This is a genomic window from Streptomyces sp. ATCC 21386 (assembly GCF_018728545.1).
In the GTDB taxonomy this organism is placed as follows: Bacteria; Actinomycetota; Actinomycetes; order Streptomycetales; family Streptomycetaceae; genus Streptomyces.
Genome location: NZ_JAAVVL010000001.1, coordinates 1,908,785 through 1,925,769, shown reverse-complemented (window position 1 = coordinate 1,925,769; position 16,985 = coordinate 1,908,785). Strand labels below are relative to the sequence as shown.

Annotated in this window: 14 protein-coding genes; 5 read left to right on the top strand and 9 right to left on the bottom strand. The window is 72.2% G+C overall.

What is annotated here, in order from left to right:
• Window positions 1-6: 6 nt before the first annotated feature.
• From rpmF to GWK25_RS08440, 6 genes are all read right to left on the bottom strand, one after another.
• Complete coding sequence (gene rpmF, locus GWK25_RS08465; protein ID WP_007493396.1) at window positions 7-180, bottom strand: 50S ribosomal protein L32; 174 nt, start codon at window positions 178-180, stop codon at window positions 7-9.
• A 2-nt stretch (window positions 181-182) separates the two neighbouring features.
• Entirely contained in the window at window positions 183-827 is a 645-nt protein-coding gene (locus tag GWK25_RS08460; protein ID WP_184899806.1) for a DUF177 domain-containing protein, read from the bottom strand.
• Window positions 828-977: 150 nt separating this feature from the next.
• Window positions 978-2,066 (bottom strand): cell division initiation protein, encoded by a 1,089-nt coding sequence (locus GWK25_RS08455; protein ID WP_215457270.1) that lies wholly within the window; start codon window positions 2,064-2,066, stop codon window positions 978-980.
• Window positions 2,067-2,155: 89 nt separating this feature from the next.
• Window positions 2,156-2,635: a pantetheine-phosphate adenylyltransferase gene (gene coaD, locus GWK25_RS08450; RefSeq protein ID WP_215457269.1), complete on the bottom strand. Its 480-nt coding sequence runs from the start codon at window positions 2,633-2,635 to the stop codon at window positions 2,156-2,158.
• Window positions 2,636-2,661: 26 nt separating this feature from the next.
• Complete coding sequence (gene rsmD, locus GWK25_RS08445; RefSeq protein ID WP_286014602.1) at window positions 2,662-3,294, bottom strand: 16S rRNA (guanine(966)-N(2))-methyltransferase RsmD; 633 nt, start codon at window positions 3,292-3,294, stop codon at window positions 2,662-2,664.
• 91 nt (window positions 3,295-3,385) lie between these two features.
• Window positions 3,386-6,613: a helicase-related protein gene (locus tag GWK25_RS08440; protein WP_215449182.1), complete on the bottom strand. Its 3,228-nt coding sequence runs from the start codon at window positions 6,611-6,613 to the stop codon at window positions 3,386-3,388.
• Window positions 6,614-6,801: 188 nt separating this feature from the next.
• Here GWK25_RS08440 and GWK25_RS08435 point away from each other — a divergent pair, with 188 nt between their 5' ends.
• Entirely contained in the window at window positions 6,802-8,697 is a 1,896-nt protein-coding gene (locus GWK25_RS08435) for an HSP90 family protein (protein ID WP_215449181.1), read from the top strand.
• A 17-nt stretch (window positions 8,698-8,714) separates the two neighbouring features.
• Complete coding sequence (locus GWK25_RS08430; protein ID WP_215457268.1) at window positions 8,715-11,651, top strand: tetratricopeptide repeat protein; 2,937 nt, start codon at window positions 8,715-8,717, stop codon at window positions 11,649-11,651.
• A 265-nt stretch (window positions 11,652-11,916) separates the two neighbouring features.
• Here the strand turns inward: GWK25_RS08430 and GWK25_RS08425 are convergent, their stop codons facing one another.
• On the bottom strand, window positions 11,917-13,644 hold the full coding sequence (locus tag GWK25_RS08425) for a DAK2 domain-containing protein (protein WP_215457267.1): 1,728 nt from the start codon (window positions 13,642-13,644) through the stop codon (window positions 11,917-11,919).
• 255 nt (window positions 13,645-13,899) lie between these two features.
• Here GWK25_RS08425 and rpmB point away from each other — a divergent pair, with 255 nt between their 5' ends.
• A complete protein-coding gene (gene rpmB, locus GWK25_RS08420) occupies window positions 13,900-14,085 on the top strand; it encodes a 50S ribosomal protein L28 (protein ID WP_003993230.1) in 186 nt (61 codons plus the stop codon).
• Window positions 14,086-14,183: 98 nt separating this feature from the next.
• Here the strand turns inward: rpmB and thiD are convergent, their stop codons facing one another.
• Both thiD and GWK25_RS08410 read right to left on the bottom strand, forming a co-directional pair.
• On the bottom strand, window positions 14,184-14,993 hold the full coding sequence (gene thiD, locus GWK25_RS08415; RefSeq protein WP_215449180.1) for a bifunctional hydroxymethylpyrimidine kinase/phosphomethylpyrimidine kinase: 810 nt from the start codon (window positions 14,991-14,993) through the stop codon (window positions 14,184-14,186).
• A complete protein-coding gene (locus tag GWK25_RS08410; RefSeq protein ID WP_215449179.1) occupies window positions 14,990-15,955 on the bottom strand; it encodes a thiamine-phosphate kinase in 966 nt (321 codons plus the stop codon). The genes thiD and GWK25_RS08410 overlap by 4 nt, the downstream gene beginning before the upstream one ends.
• Window positions 15,956-16,182: 227 nt before the next feature.
• Between GWK25_RS08410 and GWK25_RS08405 the strand changes: the two genes are divergently transcribed.
• Together GWK25_RS08405 and GWK25_RS08400 are read left to right on the top strand one after the other, a co-directional pair.
• Complete coding sequence (locus tag GWK25_RS08405) at window positions 16,183-16,416, top strand: Lrp/AsnC family transcriptional regulator (RefSeq protein ID WP_033526900.1); 234 nt, start codon at window positions 16,183-16,185, stop codon at window positions 16,414-16,416.
• 20 nt (window positions 16,417-16,436) lie between these two features.
• Window positions 16,437-16,958: a DUF3515 domain-containing protein gene (locus GWK25_RS08400; RefSeq protein WP_215449178.1), complete on the top strand. Its 522-nt coding sequence runs from the start codon at window positions 16,437-16,439 to the stop codon at window positions 16,956-16,958.
• Window positions 16,959-16,985: the final 27 nt, after the last annotated feature.

Here is a 16,985-nt window from a genome sequence, read left to right as displayed (position 1 = left end):
AGCCGCTCAGACCTCGAGGACCTGGCGCTTGTTGTAGGTGCCGCAAGACGGGCACGCGATGTGCTGCAGCTTGGGCTCGTGGCAGCGCTCGCACGCAACCAGGGTGGGGACCGCAGCCTTCCACTGCGACCGGCGGTGGCGCGTGTTGCTGCGCGACATCTTCCGCTTCGGAACAGCCACGGCTACTTCTCCTGCTTCTCGTCGACACCGGATTCGGCGCCGCTCATCTCGTCCTTCTCGCCGTCTTCGAGTGAACCGGCGAGTCCCTGCAGTGCCGCCCAACGGATGTCGACGGCGTCGTGGTGGTGGTCCGGGTCGTCCGCGAGCCGGGCTCCGCATTCGGAGCACAGGCCGGGGCAGTCGTCCTGGCACACCGGCTGCATCGGCAGTGCGAGCACCACCGCATCACGCAGCACGGGTTCGAGGTCGAACAGGCCGTCCTCGAGGAAGAGCCTGTCCTCGTCGTCCTCGGCGTCGCTGTCGGGTTCCGCGATCACGCGGCCCCGCTCATCGGCGTCGGGGTACGAGAACATCTCCTGGAAGTCCGCTTCGAGCTCCAGCTCGAGCGGCTCCAGACACCTTACGCACTCCCCCTTGGCGTCGGCACGGGCGGTGCCTGTGACGAGCACCCCTTCCATGACCGACTCCAGACGGAGTTCGAGCTCCACCGGGGCGCCTTCCGGCACTCCGACGACCCCCTTGATCCCGAGGTCCTTGGGAGCGTCGACCGAACGCGTCAGGCGCTGCTGCGCACCGGGCCGCCGACCCAGCTCGTGCGTGTCGAACACGAGGGGGTTGCGGTGGTCGAGGCGGGCGTTCAGAGCCATTTCTGCTTTCGGTCTTCGGAACTCGGAGGAGGGCGCCACCCCTGGTGTTCCGGGCAGCGCTCGATCGCGGGCGTCTGTTGCGGACAGCATCAGCGCACGCGCGACCGAAGAGCCAGGATACTGGACCTTTCGCTATCGGCCCAATCCGCTTCAGCGGCCCTGCTCGTAGCGGCGCAACTGCTCCGCCGTGATCATGGTGGTGTCGAAGAGGCTGGTCTCGTCGAGCTGGTTCCCCTGCGACAGCGCGTACCCCTGGTGCCCCTGGTCCTGGTGCCCCTGCGGGTCCATGTGCCCCTGGTTCGGGTCGTACGCGGGCTGCTGCGGGTAGCCGGCCGCGTACGGGTCGGCCTGCTGGTAGCCGTAGGGGTCGGCGGACTGCTGGGGCTGCGCGTACTGCTGCTGGTAGCCGTACGGGTCCTGCTGGTACGCCGTCGCCGCGTAGGAGTCCTGCTGCTGCCCGTACGACGGCTGCTCCGGCACGGACGGGGAGTGCTGGGCGGGGGTGTCCGAGAGGGCGGCGAGCTCGGCCAGGTAGTCGGCGTCGCTGGTGGGGCGGGGGGAGGTGCCGTCGTCGTTCAGGGCGAGGGCGCCGAGGTCGTCGGTGGCGATCCGGCCGTGCAGCTTCTGCCGGCCGCGGCCGACGGCCTCCAGGGTCTTGGCGAGGACGGCCTCGAAGGCGCCGAGCTTGGCGTCCACGTAGGCGTCGGCGTCGCGGCGCAGGGTCTCGGGGTCGTGGCTGCGCTCGGGGGCGTCGTCGTCTTCGGGGTTCTCGTATCCCCGCTCGTCGACGCCGGGCCCGGTGCCGAGGAGCTTCTCGCGGCCCCGGCCGACGGAGCCGAGGGTCTTGGTGAGCACGACCTCGAAGTTGGCGAGCTTGGAGTCGACGTAGTCGTCGGCCTCGGCGCGGACCTCCTCGGCCTCCCGGCGGGCCTCGCCGAGGATGCGGTCGGCCTCGTTCTGGGAACGGCGGGCGACCTCGGTGTCGGAGATCAGGGAGCCGCGCTCGGCGTGCGCGTTCTCGATGATCCGCTCGGCCTCCAGGCGGGCCCGCTCGACCATGTGGTCACGGTCGCCGATCAGCTCCTGTGCCTGGGCGAGGGAGTCGGGCAGGGCCGCGCGCAGTTCGTCGAGCAGGGAGAGCAGTTCGGCGCGGTTGACCACGCACGAGGCCGACATGGGCATGGCCCGGGCGCCGGAGACCACCGAGACGATCTCGTCGAGCTTCTTCTGCACGTCCACCGTGTGGTCCACCGTGTGCTCGCCACTCTCTACAGCTGTGTTGGAGACGGTCGGGTCGACTGTACGGCCAGCGGGGGACGTTCGTCCGCTCAGTCCCGCCTCAGTCGCTCGGCCAGTGCTTCGAGGACCAGCGGGGGCACCAGGTGGGAGACGTCGCCGCCCCAGGTCGCGACTTCCTTGACCAGGGAGGACGACAGGAAGCTGTAGGTGGGGTTGGTGGGGACGAAGAGGGTCTCCACGCCCGACAGGCCGATGTTCATCTGGGCCATCTGCAGTTCGTAGTCGAAGTCGCTGACCGCGCGCAGGCCCTTGACGATGGCCGGGATGTCGCGCTGCTTGCAGAAGTCGACGAGCAGTCCGTGGAAGGCCTCCACCCGTACGTTCGCGTACTCGGCGGTGACCTGGCGGATCAGTTCGATCCGCTCCTCGACCTCGAAGAGGCCCTTCTTGGACTTGTTGATCATCACCGCGACATAGACCTCGTCGTACAACTTGGAGGCGCGGCCAATGATGTCGAGGTGTCCGTTGGTGATGGGGTCGAACGACCCGGGACAGACGGCACGGCGCACTTGGGATCCCTCGCTCTCCGGTCCGGTCATCGTGCGTCTTCGCACGTAGAGGCGGCGCGACCGTACCAAAACGTTCCCTCGCCGTAGCGACGGGCCCTGATGGCTTCGAAACCGGTCGGCCAGGCGAATTCACCGCCTCTGGTGCTGCGCTCCACGGTGACGAGGGCTTCGTCGCCGAGCCAGCCCCCGGTACGGAGTGTGAGCAGGATCTCTCGAAGATCGTCGTCCGAGACGGCGTACGGGGGGTCCAGGAAGACGAGGTCGTACGGCTCGTCCGGCGCCGGGCCCTGGATGATCTGCTCGGCTTTGCCCGATCTCACCTCGGCGCCGGGGAGACCGAGCGATCTGACGTTGTCGCGGACCGTCTTCGCGGCGCGGGCGTCGGCCTCCACGAGCAGGGTGTGGGCCGCGCCTCTGGAGAGCGCCTCCAGGCCCACGGCACCGGAGCCGGCGTACAGGTCCAGGACCCGTTCGCCGTCCAGGGGGCCGCCGAGGAGGGACTGCCAGGTGGAGAAGAGGCCCTCGCGTGCGCGGTCGGAGGTGGGCCGGGTTCCTGTGCCGGGCGGTACGGAGAGGCGCCGTCCGCCGGCGGCGCCGGCGATCACGCGGGTCATCTTGGGTCCTTGTTCGTGGACGTGGTCACGGGTCCAGTCTGGCAGTCGAAGGCGGGGAGGCTGTTGCGTCGTGGACGGCCGCGGGCTCGTGGGGCTTCTCGCGCGGTTCCCCGCGCCCCTTCGGGGGCGCTGGGCCTCAGCCCTTGTCCAGGTACTGCTCCCGCTCCTCGTCCAGGAGGGCGTCCAGGGCTGTGCGCAGCGCCGGGAGGTGCTCCAGGTCCGGGTCGGCCGCGACCACCGCCGCGGCTTCCTCCCTCGCCTCCGTGATGATCTCCTCGTCGTCGATGACGGTCAGCATGCGGAGGCTGGTGCGGGCGCCGGACTGGGCCTGGCCGAGGACATCGCCCTCGCGGCGTTGTTCGAGGTCGATGCGGGAGAGTTCGAAGCCGTCGAGGGTGGAGGCGACGGCGCCCAGGCGCTGGCGGGCGGCGCTGGCCTCGGGCATCTCGGTGACCAGGAGGCAGAGGCCGGCGGCGGAACCCCGGCCCACCCGGCCACGGAGCTGGTGGAGCTGGGAGACGCCGAAGCGGTCGGCGTCCATGATCACCATGGCGGTGGCGTTCGGGACGTTCACACCGACCTCGATGACCGTGGTGGCGACCAGGACCTGCGTCTCGCCGGCGGCGAAGCGGCGCATGACCGCGTCCTTGTCGTCGGGGTGCATACGGCCGTGCAGGACCTCGACCTTCAGGCCCCGGAGGGGGCCCTCGGCGAGCTGGTCGGCGACGTCGAGGACGGCGAGGGGCGGGCGTTTCTCGGCCTCGTCCCCCGGGGACTTCCCGGCCTTCTTCGGGTCGCCTGGTTCGTCGACGTCGTCGCCGATGCGCGGGCAGACGACGTACGCCTGGTGGCCGTTCGCCACCTCCTCACGGACGCGTTCCCAGGCGCGGGCGAGGAAGTGGGGCTTGTCGGCGGCCGGGACGACATGGCTGGCGATGGGTGAGCGGCCGGCGGGGAGCTGGTCCAGGACCGAGGTCTCCAGGTCGCCGAAGACGGTCATGGCGACCGTGCGCGGGATGGGGGTGGCCGTCATGACGAGGAGGTGGGGCGGCTGTTTGCCCTTGCCGCGCAGGGCGTCGCGCTGTTCGACGCCGAAGCGGTGCTGCTCGTCCACCACGACCAGGCCCAGGTCGTGGAACTGGACCTTGTCCTCGATCAGCGCGTGCGTGCCGATGACGATCCCCGCCTCGCCGGTGACCAGGTCCAGCAGTGCCTGCCGACGGCCGGCGGCGCCCATCGAGCCGGTGAGCAGGACCACCTTGGTGGCGTGCTCGGCGCCGCCCAGCATCCCGCCCTCGGCCAGCTCCCCCATCATCTCGGTCACCGACCGGTGGTGCTGCTGGGCGAGCACCTCGGTGGGCGCGAGCATGGCCGCCTGCCCGCCCGCGTCGACGACGGCGAGCATGGCGCGCAGGGCCACCATCGTGTTGTGCGTGACCGTGAAGTTGTCGGTGACGTATGCGTGGCTCGGGTGCGCCACGCTGATGCACTGGACCGGCTTTCGCCCCACATGCTCGACGGCTCGGATTCCCCGCCGGAAGGTGTTGTATTTCGGCCGTGGCCGGACACGGTCGGCCTTACGGGTCAGCCTGAACGGCGGGTACTCGTCGGGCAACGCGACCGAGACGTTGAAAGCCGCTTGCTGCGGCAGGACGCGGGCACGGCCGCCGAGCGAGCGCACCAGCCAGGCGACATCGTCCGCAAGCCTGCGCGAGGCCGTGCAGAGCGACACGCTCATGCCGTCCGCATGGACCGTGCCATCGGTGTCCAGGAGTCCTTGCAACAGAGCGAGACGGTTCTTGACCGACGTGTTCTTGAACTCGTCGGGAACGGACTTGCCGTGCGACGTCTCGCCCCAGAGGTTCAGATCCCGCAGGGTCTGGATCACCGGGTTGCGCAATCCGCGGACTCCTTGGGAGAGCTGGATCGTGTAGTCGCAGCGAGAGCCCTTCACCGGTACGAGACGGCATTCCGGCGCCACGGCTGCGGCCACGGCATCGCGGATCTCGTCGTCGATCGTGGACAGCCGCAGGTTGTGCCGGAAAGAGCCGTCCCCGAGGAGAAGGCCGAACAGATAAGGGTCCAGTGGCAGCCCCGAGTCGCCTCCGAGGTCGACGGGTGCTGCGGCCGGGATGTACCACTTCGAGGACCCGTTCACCTTGAACGTATCGAGACGGATCTCCCGTGTCGTCATGACCCTCGGCGCTTGGCCCCGGTGCCACCCACAACTCGTTTCGACGATCCAGAGATGCTCGTCGTCGCACTCCACAGAACTTCCGTCGGAAAGCACCAGGCGCCACACATCGCGCTCTCCTTGCGGGAAGACGCCGTCGATCAACGCGATCTCCCCGTCCGGTACGACGACTTCGTCACCGACCCGCATCTCCCCCATTCGACGGAAACCGGCAGGTGTGAGCACGAGCGAGTCGAGGGGTTGGGCCTTTCCTGATCCGACTTCGCCCTGGAGCAGCCGGTGCATCGGGTGTTCGGTGGCCAGGTCGTCGAAGATCTCCTTGGAGACCTTCTGCTGGCCCTCGGTGAGGGTGAAGGGGAGGCGGGCGTCGAACGCGGTGAGAAGCCCGTCGGGGGCGGGGCGGCGGGCGACGGCGGGCAGCTGGGCGTCGGCGTGGCGGCGGCGGGCCAGGGCGACCTGGAGGACGAAGGCCTCGTCCCATTTGAGGCGGTCCCGGGCGGACTCGATGTCGGCCTTGGTGTGCGGGCGGTGGATCTTCAGGAGGGCTTCGGGGAGGGTGGCCAGGCCCCGGCCCTCGCGCAGGGAGTCCGGGAGGGGGTCCACGGCCTCCCGGGCGCTCGGCAGGACGGTCTGGACGGCCTTGGCGATCTTCCAGGACTCCAGCTTGGCGGTGGCCGGGTAGATCGGGATGAGGGCGCCGGCCCAGGTGTCGACGGTCTCCGTGACGTCGTCGCCGCGCAGCAGTTCGTAGGCCGGGTGGGCCAGTTGGAGGCGGCGGTTGAAGACGGAGACCTTGCCGGCGAAGAGGGCGCGGGTGCCGGGGAGGAGGTCCTTGTGGGGCTTGTGCACGCCGTTGCCGAAGAAGACGAGCTGGAGGCGGCCGCTGCCGTCGGTGATGGTGACCTCGAGGCGCTGGCCCTTGCCCCGGGGGGCCTTGGCGGAGGCGAAGCTGTGCAGGCGGGCGTCGGCTACCTGGGCGACCACCGTGACGTGCTCGTCCATCGGCAGGTCGGCGAGGTGGGTGAGCTGGCCGCGCTCCTCGTATCTGCGGGGATAGTGGTGCAGCAGATCGCCGACGGTGTGCAGGCCGAGGTGCTCGGCCATCACCTTCGCGGTGGCGGCGCCGAGCGTGTTCTTGAGCGGTTCTTCGAGCGCGGGCACGAGATCCATTGCACACCACGCCACTGACAATCCCGTATACGTCCTTGAAATCCGCTGGTCAGGCGGGTCGTTCGCGCCTAGGATGACGCACTCCCGGGCCCAGTAGCCGGGCCCTGCCGCCGTCCGCGGTCACCGTCCGACGGGACCGCCCGACCCCGCCGCCGTCGCCAGAATCCCTTCCCACCGGCGCTGCGACGATGGATTCAATGACCTCACAGTCATCCCAGGCACCCCAGACCCCTCAGGCACCCCAGTCGCCTCACACGTTCCAGGTCGATCTGCGTGGCCTGGTGGATCTGCTCTCGCACCACCTGTACTCCAGTCCGAAGGTCTATCTGCGCGAACTGCTGCAGAACGCGGTGGACGCGATCACCGCGCGCCGGTCCGAGCAGCCCGACGCGCCCGCCCGGGTACGGCTGTTCGCCGAGGCTGGCACGCTGCGGGTGGAGGACTCGGGCATCGGGCTCACCGAGACCGATGTGCACAACCTGCTCGCCACGATCGGCCGCAGCTCCAAGCGGGACGACGGAGGCATACAGGAGGTCCGCTCGGACTTCCTGGGACAGTTCGGCATCGGACTGCTCGCCTGCTTCGTGGTCGCCGAGCGCATCCGGGTGGTCAGCCGTAGCGCCCGTACGCCGGACGCGCCGCCCGTGGAGTGGACGGCCGCCGACGACGGCTCGTACACCGTGCGGACACTGCCCGACGAGGCGCGCCCCGAACCGGGTACGACCGTGCATCTGGCCGCGCGGCCCGGGGCCGCCGAATGGCTCTCCCCCGCGCGCGTGCTGACGCTGGCGCGGGACTTCGGTTCGCTGCTGCCGTACGACGTGCGGGTGGGCGACGAGGCGGTCACCGATCTTCCGGCGCCCTGGGACCGGGCGTACGCCTCCCCGGCCAGCCGGCGGGTGGCCCTGGCCCGGCACTGTCACGACCTGTTCGGGTTCACACCGCTGGACTCGATCGAGCTGGACGTACCGCTGGCCGGGATCCGGGGCGTCGCATACGTCCTGCCGACCGCCGTCAGCCCGGCGCAGCGAGCGAGCCACCGGGTGCATCTGAAGGGCATGCTGCTCACCGAGCGGGCCGAACAGCTGCTGCCGGACTGGGCGTTCTTCGTGCGCTGCGTCCTCGACACGGACAGCCTGCGGCCCACGGCGTCGCGGGAGTCGCTGTACGAGGACGAGACGCTGGCGGCCGTGCGGGAGGCGCTCGGCGAGCGGATCCGGGGCTGGCTCACGGGGCTCGCCGCGGGCGATCCGGAGCGGCTTGCGGCCTTCCTGTCCGTGCACTACCTGGGCGTGAAGTCGCTGGCGCGGCACGACAGGGAGATGCTGCGCACGATGCTGCCGTGGCTGCCCTTCGAGACCACCGACGGCCGGCTGTCCCTGGAGGAGTTCGCGCAGCGGCACCCGGTGGTGCACTTCACGCGGACGGTCGAGGAGTACCGGCAGGTCGCGCCGATCGCGTCCGCGCAGGGCGTCGGCGTCGTCAACGGCGGCTACACGTACGACAGCGAGCTGGTCGAGGCGCTGCCGTCGGTGCGGCCGGGGACGGTGGTCGCCGAACTGGACGCGGAGACGGTGACGGCGCACCTGGACGTGCCGGACCCGGACGAGGAGCTGGCGCTGGCGGGCTTCCTGTCGGCCGCGCGGGCGAAGCTCGACCCGCTGGGCTGCGACGTGGTGCTGCGGGCCTTCCATCCGCTGTCGGTGCCCGCGCTGCACCTGGACGACCGGTCCGCCCGGCACGAGCAGGCCCGCGCGGAGGCGGAGGAGCAGGCCGACGACCTGTGGGCGGGCATCCTCGGCTCGCTGCGGGGCAGCGCCCCGCGCGCGCGGCTGGTGCTCAACCATCTCAACCCGCTGATCCGCCGGATCAGTTCCCTCACCGACCGGGAGCTGATCGGCACGGCCACGGAGTCCCTGTACGGGCAGGCCCTGCTGATGGCCCAGCGGCCGCTCAGGCCGGCCGACTCGGCGCTCCTGAACCGTGCCTTCATCGGCCTGCTGGAGTGGGCCACGCACACCGAGCCGGGGGCCGGTCCGGGCAACGGGTCCGGTGCGGGCTCAGGGGAGGGCGGTCGCCGGTGACCGACGTCGTGGATTCCATGGACTTCGACGAACTGCGCCGGGCCATGGCGGAGAACTACGAGCAGCCGGAGGGCCCGGCGCGCAACGCGCGCGCGGAGCGGCTGCTCGCCGAGGCCGAGAAGCTGAACGAGCCGCTCGCCGTGATCGAGGCGCTCGGGCACCAGCTGAAGGTCTACAACTACAGCTCCGAGAAGGCCAAGATGTTCGTCCCCTTCGCGCGCCTGCTGCGCATGTGGGACGAACGGCCGGAGGACTTCGACGAGTACGAGATCCACTCCCTGCACTGGGTGTTCAAGTGGATGTCGGCCGGCATGCTGAACCAGCCGCACATTCCGCTGGCCTCCATCGAGAAGTGGCTCGGCGAGATGGAGCACCGCTACCGGCTCGCCGGTCACTCGGAACGGGCCGTGCGCAGCGCCGAGTTCAGTGTGGCCGCGCACATCGGCGACCTGGCGCGGGCCGAGCGGGCGTACGGGGCTTGGCTGGCCGCCGACCGGGACACGATGGCCGACTGCCACGCGTGCGAGCTGCACGGGCAGGGCTGGTGGCGGGCGCGGCGCCGGGAGGACGCCGAGGCGCTGGAGCTGTGGGCTCCGGTGCTGGAGGGCGAGTACACCTGCGCCCACGAGCCGCACACCGTCCTCGCGTCCTCGCTGGTGCCGCTGCTGCGCCTGGGGCGCCCGGACGAGGCGCGGACCCACCATCTGCGGGGTTTCCGGATGGTGCGGGCCATGGAGAGCATGCGGGGCGCGTACGCGGACCATGTGGAGTTCTGCGCCCTGACCGGCAACGAGGCACGCGGTCTGGAGCTGCTGGCCGAGCGTCCGGCGTACTTCACCGATTCCGGCGACCCGCGCAGCAAGCTCGACTACCTGAGCGTGGTGGCCCTGCTCATGGACCGCCTCACCGCGCGCGGGCTGGGCGAGCAGACCGTCCCCGGCCCCGCCGGCCGGGAGTGGACCGCCCGCGAACTGGCCTCCCACGCGCGTGAGGAGGCACTTGCGCTGGCCGCGCTCTTCGACGCGCGCAACGGCACGGCGTACGTCAGCACGCACGTCCGGGAGCGGATGGACCGGCGCCCCCTGCTGGACCGGCTGCCGCTGGGCGTGCGCGCGAAGCGGACCGCCGTGACCGTGCCCGCGCCCCGGCAGCCCGCCGCCGGGGAGAAGACGGAGAGCGCCGCCGCGCCTAAGGGTCTGCCCGCGCTCCTCGCCGAGGCGCGGCGGCTCTCGGCGTCCCTTCACCCCGGTTCCGTCGAGGCCTGGGCCGCCGTGGCGCGGGCGGCCGACACCGAGGGCGCGGAGCTGGACGCCTGGGACCGCGCGGAGATCGTGGACCACGAGGCGATCGGCCTCGGGCCGGAGGGCCGCCCGCTCTTCGAACGGGCGGCCGATATGTACGAGGCGGCGGGCGACCCCGGCGAGGCACTGGCGGCACGCGCGCGTGCCGCGAACGTCCACGCCCTCACGGGCCAGGTGGACGCCGCCGTGGAGCTGATATCCGAGCCGTACGAGCGGATCCTCGCCCTCTGGTCGGCCGGCGGGACGGGCGCGCGGCAGACGGCCTCCGTGCTGGTCGGGCGGGCACGGATACTCGTGCGGCGGACGCACGAGTCCGAGGACGCCGACGCGGTGGCCCTGGCCGAGGACGCGGTGCGGGAGCTGGCGGACTTCGTCGAGCCGCGCCGCGCGGAGGACGTACGGCTGGCCTCGCGAGCCGCGGAGGCGCGGGGCATGCTCGGGGAACTGGCCGCGCGCGGCGGTGACGCCGAGGCGGCCGCCGAACTGTTCGCGGAGGCCGCGGAACGGTACGTGGCGGCGGGGCTGCCGTGGTTCGCGGTGCAGTACGAGGCGCGGCTCGCCGGAGTGGCACAGCAGCTGGGGGACCTGGCGACCGCGGAGCGGGCGGCCAGGGCCGCGTTGGAGCACGGCGGGTCCGAGCTGGAGCCGGTGGGCCACGCCCAGCTGCGCCTCCAGCTGGCCGAGCTGCTGGGCGCCGGGGAACGGGTCGAGGAGGCCGCCGAGCACGCCCTGGAGGCGGCGCACTGGGCCGACGAGGCGGGCGAGGGTCCGACACTCGGCTCCTGGGCCCGGCATCTGCTCGGCGGGTTCCTGCTGCGGCTGGGACGGTGGGCGGAGGCGGCCGAGGTGCTGGAGTCGGCGCTCCCGGATCTCACGGCCGAGACCCACGGGGACGGGGCGGTGGCGCAGACCCTGTGGTGGCTCGGGGACTGCCACACCGAGCTGGGCGAGCACCGCGAGGCGGCGCAGCGGTGGCTGCGGGCCGCCGACATCGCCCGGCACTGGCCCGAGCAGCGCGACCACGCCATGCTCGCCCATCTCGCCGCCGAGGCGCTGGCGCGGGCGGGGCTCCCCGCCGACGCCGACCGGGCGTACGCGCGCGCGGTCGACCTCTGGGGCGAGCTGGGCAACGTCCACGGCTACGTGCGGGCGCTGCGGGCGCGGGCGTGGTACGCGGCGCGGGAGAGCTCTGAGGCTCCCGGGCCCGGGAGTTTGGACGAGGCCCGGGAGCTGATGGGGGACGCGGTGGCGGGCTGTGAGGCGGCCCTGTCCGACGTGACCGGGGAGGAGAACCGGCGGCGGATCTTCGCGGAGCTCGGCGAGACCTGCCGGCAGTTCGGCGACCTGCTCGCCCGGTCCGTGGCCGAGGACGCGGAACTCGCCTCGTTCGGGCCGGTCTTCGAGGAGGCGCTGGGGTTCGTCGAGCGGGCGGTGTCGGTGTACGGGTCGCTGGGGCCGGACTTCGTCGACGCGCGTACCGCCGCGGAGCTGGCGGCGGGATGGTTGGAGGTGGACCTTCGGCGAGGCGCTGCCGCGGCCGAGCGGGCCCGGGGGGTGTTGTCCGTGTGCGCGGACGGGAGTGACGGCGACGAGACGGTGGTGGCTCGGCGGGTGGAGGCGGGACGGCTGCTGGAGGCGACGGAGCGGGGCTGAGCAGCCGGGGGCCTCCAATGCCCTCGCCCTCGCCGCCCCTACCCGTCCCGTCCTCCAGGGGCTGCCGCCCCTTCGGCCCCGCTCGGTCGTCGGTCGTCTGCGGGCCCGGTGGGGCTTCTCGCGCAGTTCCCCGCGCCCCTTTTTAGGGGCGCGGGGAACTGCGCGAACGGGGTCCGGGGCGGAGCCCCGAATCTTTGACGCGGGGTCGAAGGGGCGCGCAGCCCCTGGGGATGGCACGGGTAGGGGCGGCGGGGCGCGGGAAGCGCTACTCCACGCCGATCAGCAGCAGCGCCCCCTGCCGGCCACCCCGGTACACCACCGTGTCCACCGCCAGGTACCCCTCACGCACCCTGGCCTCCACCCGCTCCACGACCTCCGCGGGCGCCTCGTCGCCCAGCACCAACGTGACCATCTCGCCCCCGGCAGCAAGCATGCGGTCGACCACCGCCGCCGCGGTCACCGTCACGTCGGAGCCGATGACGGCCACGTCCCCGTCGACGAGACCGAGGACGTCACCGGCCTGACAGATGCCCGCCATGGTCCAGGACTCACGCTCGGCGATGACGACCTCGGCGTACCGGGTGGCACCGGCCGCGGAGGTCATGGAGACGACGTCCTCGTCGAAGCGCCGGTCGGGCTCGTGGACGGCGAGGGCGGCGATGCCCTGGACTGCCGAGCGGGTGGGGATGAGGGCGACCCGGACACCCTCGGCGCGGGCCTGCTCGGCGGCGGCCGCCGCCGTGTGCCGCAGGTCCGCGTCGTTGGGCAGCAGCACCACCTCGCGCGCGTGGGCACGCCGTACGGCCTCCACCAGCTCGCCGCTGGCGGGCGGCTCCCCGGGCCGGGCCAGCACCGTGGTCGCGCCGGCCTCGGCGTAGAGCCCGGCCAGCCCCTCCCCCGGCACGACGGCCACCACGGCCCGCTGGGCGCGCTCGCGCGGCTGCCGCCCGGCCTCGCCGGTCATGTGGGCGTCCTCGGCCCCGAAATGGGTGATCCGGATCCGGTACGGCCGCCCGGCCTCGACCCCGGCCTCCACGGCCGCCCCCGCGTCGTCGACGTGCACATGGACGTTCCACAGCCCGTCTCCGCCGACCACGACGAGGGAGTCCCCCAGCTCGTCCAGGCGCCGCCGCAGTCGGGCCACCGCCGCGTCCTCCGCCTCCAGGAGGTAGATCACCTCGAAGGCCGGGCCGCCCGCCTCGGGCCGCTCGTCCCCGTCGCAGACCTCCGCCACCGCTTCGGCGACGGCCACGCGCGCGTGCACGGCGGGCACGGCCACCGCCCTCGGCGCCTCTCCCGTGAACGTCTCCACCAGCGCCCCCAGCACCGCCACCAGGCCCCGTCCGCCCGCGTCCACGACGCCGGCGCGGGCCAGGGCGGCCAGCTGGGCGGGGGTCGCCGCCAGGGCCCGGCCGGCGCCGTCGTAGGCGGCACGGGCGACGGTCCCGCAGTCGTCCTCGGCGTCGCCGGCCGCGTCGGCGGCGGCGGAGGCGACCGTGAGGACGGTGCCCTCGACGGGATGCGCGACGGCGTCCCGGGCGGAGTCGGCGGCGTGCCGCAGGGCGAGCCGCAGCCCCCGGCCGTCGGTACGGGGCGCCTCGCCGTCGTCGGCGAGGACCTGGGCCATGCCCCGCAGGAGCTGGGCGAGGATCGTCCCGGAGTTCCCCCGGGCGCCGATGAGCGCGCCGTGCGCCATGGCCCGCGCGGCCTCGGCGAGCGTGGGCTGCCCCGCTCCGCCGGACGGACCCCCTCCGGCGTACGGCCCTTCCCCGAGGGGCGGACCCGCCGTCTCGTGGCCCGCGAACACCGCCTCGACGGCCGCCGCGGCCGACTCCATCGTCAGGTACAGGTTGGTGCCGGTGTCGCCGTCGGCCACCGGGTACACGTTGATCGCGTCGATCTCCTCGCGCGCGCGTCCCAGCGCCGCCAGCGCGAGTCCGCACCAGGTGCGCACCGCGAGAGCATCGAAGAATGTCTGCGGCACCTGCGGCACCTGCGCCTCCTTGAGCTGCTGGGACTGGACGCAGAGTAGACCTTGGAAGGGCGTCCGCCGGAAGGGGGCGGGGCAGGGCTCCTGAGCGGCCATGGTAGTTTCGTTGTACTGGCGCAGTCGTTGTATGCTGCTCCGGTTGCCCGATCCACATCGGGCCATTCCCCTGGCAACGCCACTCAGATCTCTGATCCTATGATCTCGATCCCGGCCTGCCGGGATCATCCGTAAGTGCATCTGAAGTCTTTGGAGTGACCCGTGGCTGCCAACTGCGACGTCTGCGGCAAGGGGCCGGGCTTCGGCAACAACATCTCGCACTCGCACCGCCGTACGTCCCGTCGCTGGAACCCGAACATCCAGCGCGTCCGTACCGTGGTCGGCGGGACGCCGAAGCGCGTGAACGCCTGCACCTCGTGCATCAAGGCCGGCAAGGTCTCGCGCTGACGCACAGCTAAGCGCGCGGCCACTGCTGGTTCGCTGCATCGAGCCGGTCCACCTGGAGTGGACCGGCTTTTTGCTGTCCCTGACCCACCAACCGCGGATCAAGCCGGTTGAGCGCCCCGCCCGAGGGCCCACCCGTGGTCCACCGGTCCGATTCCCCCGCCGAGCGCGAACCCGGCGGCGATCGCCCCCGTGACGTACTCCTTGGCGGCCGTGACGGCCTCCGGCACGGTCCGTCCCAGGGCGAGGTGGGAGGCGATCGCGGAGGCGAGGGTGCAGCCCGTGCCGTGGGTGTGCCGGTTGTCGTACCTGGGGGCCCGCAGCCAGTGCTCCTCGGAGCCGTCGGTGAGCAGATCGACGGCTTCCCCCGGGAGATGGCCGCCCTTGATCAGTGCCCAGCGCGGCCCGAACGCCAGCACGGCCTCGGCCGCCTCGCGCATACCGGCCTCCGACTCCACCGTGACCCCGGTGAGTTGGGTCACCTCGTCGAGGTTCGGCGTCGCCACGGTGGCCACCGGCAGCAGCCGGGTCCGTACGGAGTCCAGCGCGGAGGCGGCCAGCAGCGGGTCGCCGTGCTTGGAGACGCCCACCGGGTCGACGACGACCGGCGCATCCGTGGCGGCCAGCAACTCGGCGACGGTCTCGACGAGTTCGGCAGAGGCGAGCATGCCGGTCTTGACGGCCTGGACACCGATGTCGTCGACGACGCTGCGGTACTGGGCGCGCACCGCCTCCACCGGCAGTTCCCAAGCGCCCCGCACACCGAGGGAGTTCTGCGCGGTGACCGCCGTGACGACGCTCATACCGTGCACGCCGAGCGCGAGCATCGTCTTCAGGTCGGCCTGGATGCCGGCCCCGCCGCCGGAGTCGGACCCGGCCACGGTCAGGACCCGCGCGGGAGCCGGACTCATGACTCGATGTCCCCGAAGTGGTCCCAGCCGCCCTTGCTGGTCCACGGCGCGCCGTCCACGGTGACCTGCGGCAACGCGGAGGGGTTGAGCACCTCGCCGATCACCTTCCACCGCGCGGGCAGCTTCACGTCCTGCGGGAAGGTGGCCACGATCGCGTGGTCCTCACCGCCGGTGAGCACCCACTGGAGGGGGTCGACGCCGACGGCCTGACCGATGTCGTGCATCTGGGTGGGGATGTCGATCGCGCCGGAGCGGATGTCGATCCGGCACTTGCTCGCCTCGGCGATGTGTCCCAGGTCCGCGATCAGCCCGTCGCTGACGTCGCACATCGCCGTCGCGCCGAGGGAGGCCGCGGCGGGACCCGCGTGGTACGGCGGCTCGGGGCGCCGGTGGGCCTCCACGAAGGCGCGCGGCGAGCGGAAGCCCCGCGAGAGCACCGCGTGCCCGGCGGCGGACCAGCCGAGCCAGCCGGTGACGGCCACGACGTCGCCGGGCTGGGCACCCGCCCTGGTCACCGGCTCGTGGTTGCGCAGATCACCGAGCGCGGTGATCGAGATCATGATGGTGTCACCGCGGACGACGTCACCGCCGACCACGGCGGCGCCGGCCACCTGGCACTCGTCACGCAGGCCGTCCATCAGCTCGGTGGCCCAGGTCACCGGCAGGTCGACGGGCGCGACCAGACCGAGCAGCAGCGCGGTGGGCACGGCACCCATGGCGGCGATGTCCGCGAGGTTCTGCGCGGCGGCCTTGCGCCCCACGTCGTAGGCCGTGGACCAGTCGCGCCGGAAGTGCCGCCCCTCCAGGAGGAGGTCGGTGCTCGCCACGACCCTGCGGTCCGGCGCCGCCACCACGGCGGCGTCGTCGCCGGGGCCGACCCGGACCGCCGGGGTGGTGGTGAGCCGGGAGGTGAGCTCCCTGATGAGCCCGAACTCCCCCAGCTCTCCCACGGTGCCCTTCATCGTCGTATCGCCCCTTCTCGTGCCGCTTCCAGTGTCACTCGCGCCCGGTCGCGGGCTGTTGTCGTCCTCGGTACGGTCGAGTGGACCGTCAACTTCCGTCGCCCCCGCACCCCGGTGCGTGCGGCGCGGCCTCCGGGGGTCTCCCCCTGGCGCTCGGCGACGCGATACCGTGGCGTTCCTTTTCCCGACATGATCCACATGATCCTCGTGGCCGCCCTGGAGGTTCCGTGGTACAGGCGTACATCCTGATCCAGACGGAGGTCGGCAAAGCGTCGACCGTCGCCGACACGATCAGCAAGCTCCCTGGGGTCATCCAGGCCGAGGACGTGACGGGCCCGTACGACGTCATCGTGCGCGCCCAGGCCGACACCGTCGACGACCTCGGCCGGCTGGTGGTCGCGAAGGTCCAGCAAGTGGACGGGATCACCCGTACCCTGACCTGCCCGGTCGTTCACCTGTAGCCCCCGTCTACCCTTGCCCGGTGAACTCGTTGCGTCACCGGGGCCCCGCTCGTCGCGGGCTGCCCGTCCTGGCTGTTTCGTTGATCGCCGTCGCGGGCTGCTCCTCAGCAGACGACAGCGGCTCGGCGGCGGTTCCCAGCCCGGGTGCCGCCGCCACGAAACTGTGCCGGAAGCTGGACGAGGTGTTGCCGCGGACGGTGGACGGTCTCGGCCGCCGGGATCCTCAGCCCGCCTCCTCGCTGACGGCGGGCTGGGGCGACGCGGTGATCATACTGCGCTGCGGGGTGCCCCAGCCGCCCAAGATGGTCGACCCCGGGGTGGCGGAGGGACGGGACGCCGAAGCGGTGGCCGGGGCCGTCGACGGGGTGGACTGGCTGATGGAGAAGCGGGACGGGGGCGCCTACCGCTTCACGACAGCCAATCGGTCCGTGTACGTGGAGGTGTCCGTGACGGCCGAGCGGGCCGCGCAGGACACGTCGCCGATTCTGGTGGGGCTGGCGCCCGCCATCAAGAAGGCGGTTCCCGAAGGGGTTGCCTCCTGAGAGGTTGCCTCAGGAGGCCGTCAGGAG

Coding starts and splice junctions, on each gene's coding strand:
- GWK25_RS08460 (WP_184899806.1), bottom strand. CDS start 827: ATGGCTCTGAACGCCCGCCTCGACCACCGCAACCCCCTCGTGTTCGAC.
- GWK25_RS08440 (WP_215449182.1), bottom strand. CDS start 6,613: ATGGATCTCGTGCCCGCGCTCGAAGAACCGCTCAAGAACACGCTCGGC.
- GWK25_RS08435 (WP_215449181.1), top strand. CDS start 6,802: ATGGATTCAATGACCTCACAGTCATCCCAGGCACCCCAGACCCCTCAG.
- GWK25_RS08430 (WP_215457268.1), top strand. CDS start 8,715: ATGGACTTCGACGAACTGCGCCGGGCCATGGCGGAGAACTACGAGCAG.
- thiD (WP_215449180.1), bottom strand. CDS start 14,993: ATGAGTCCGGCTCCCGCGCGGGTCCTGACCGTGGCCGGGTCCGACTCC.
- GWK25_RS08410 (WP_215449179.1), bottom strand. CDS start 15,955: ATGAAGGGCACCGTGGGAGAGCTGGGGGAGTTCGGGCTCATCAGGGAG.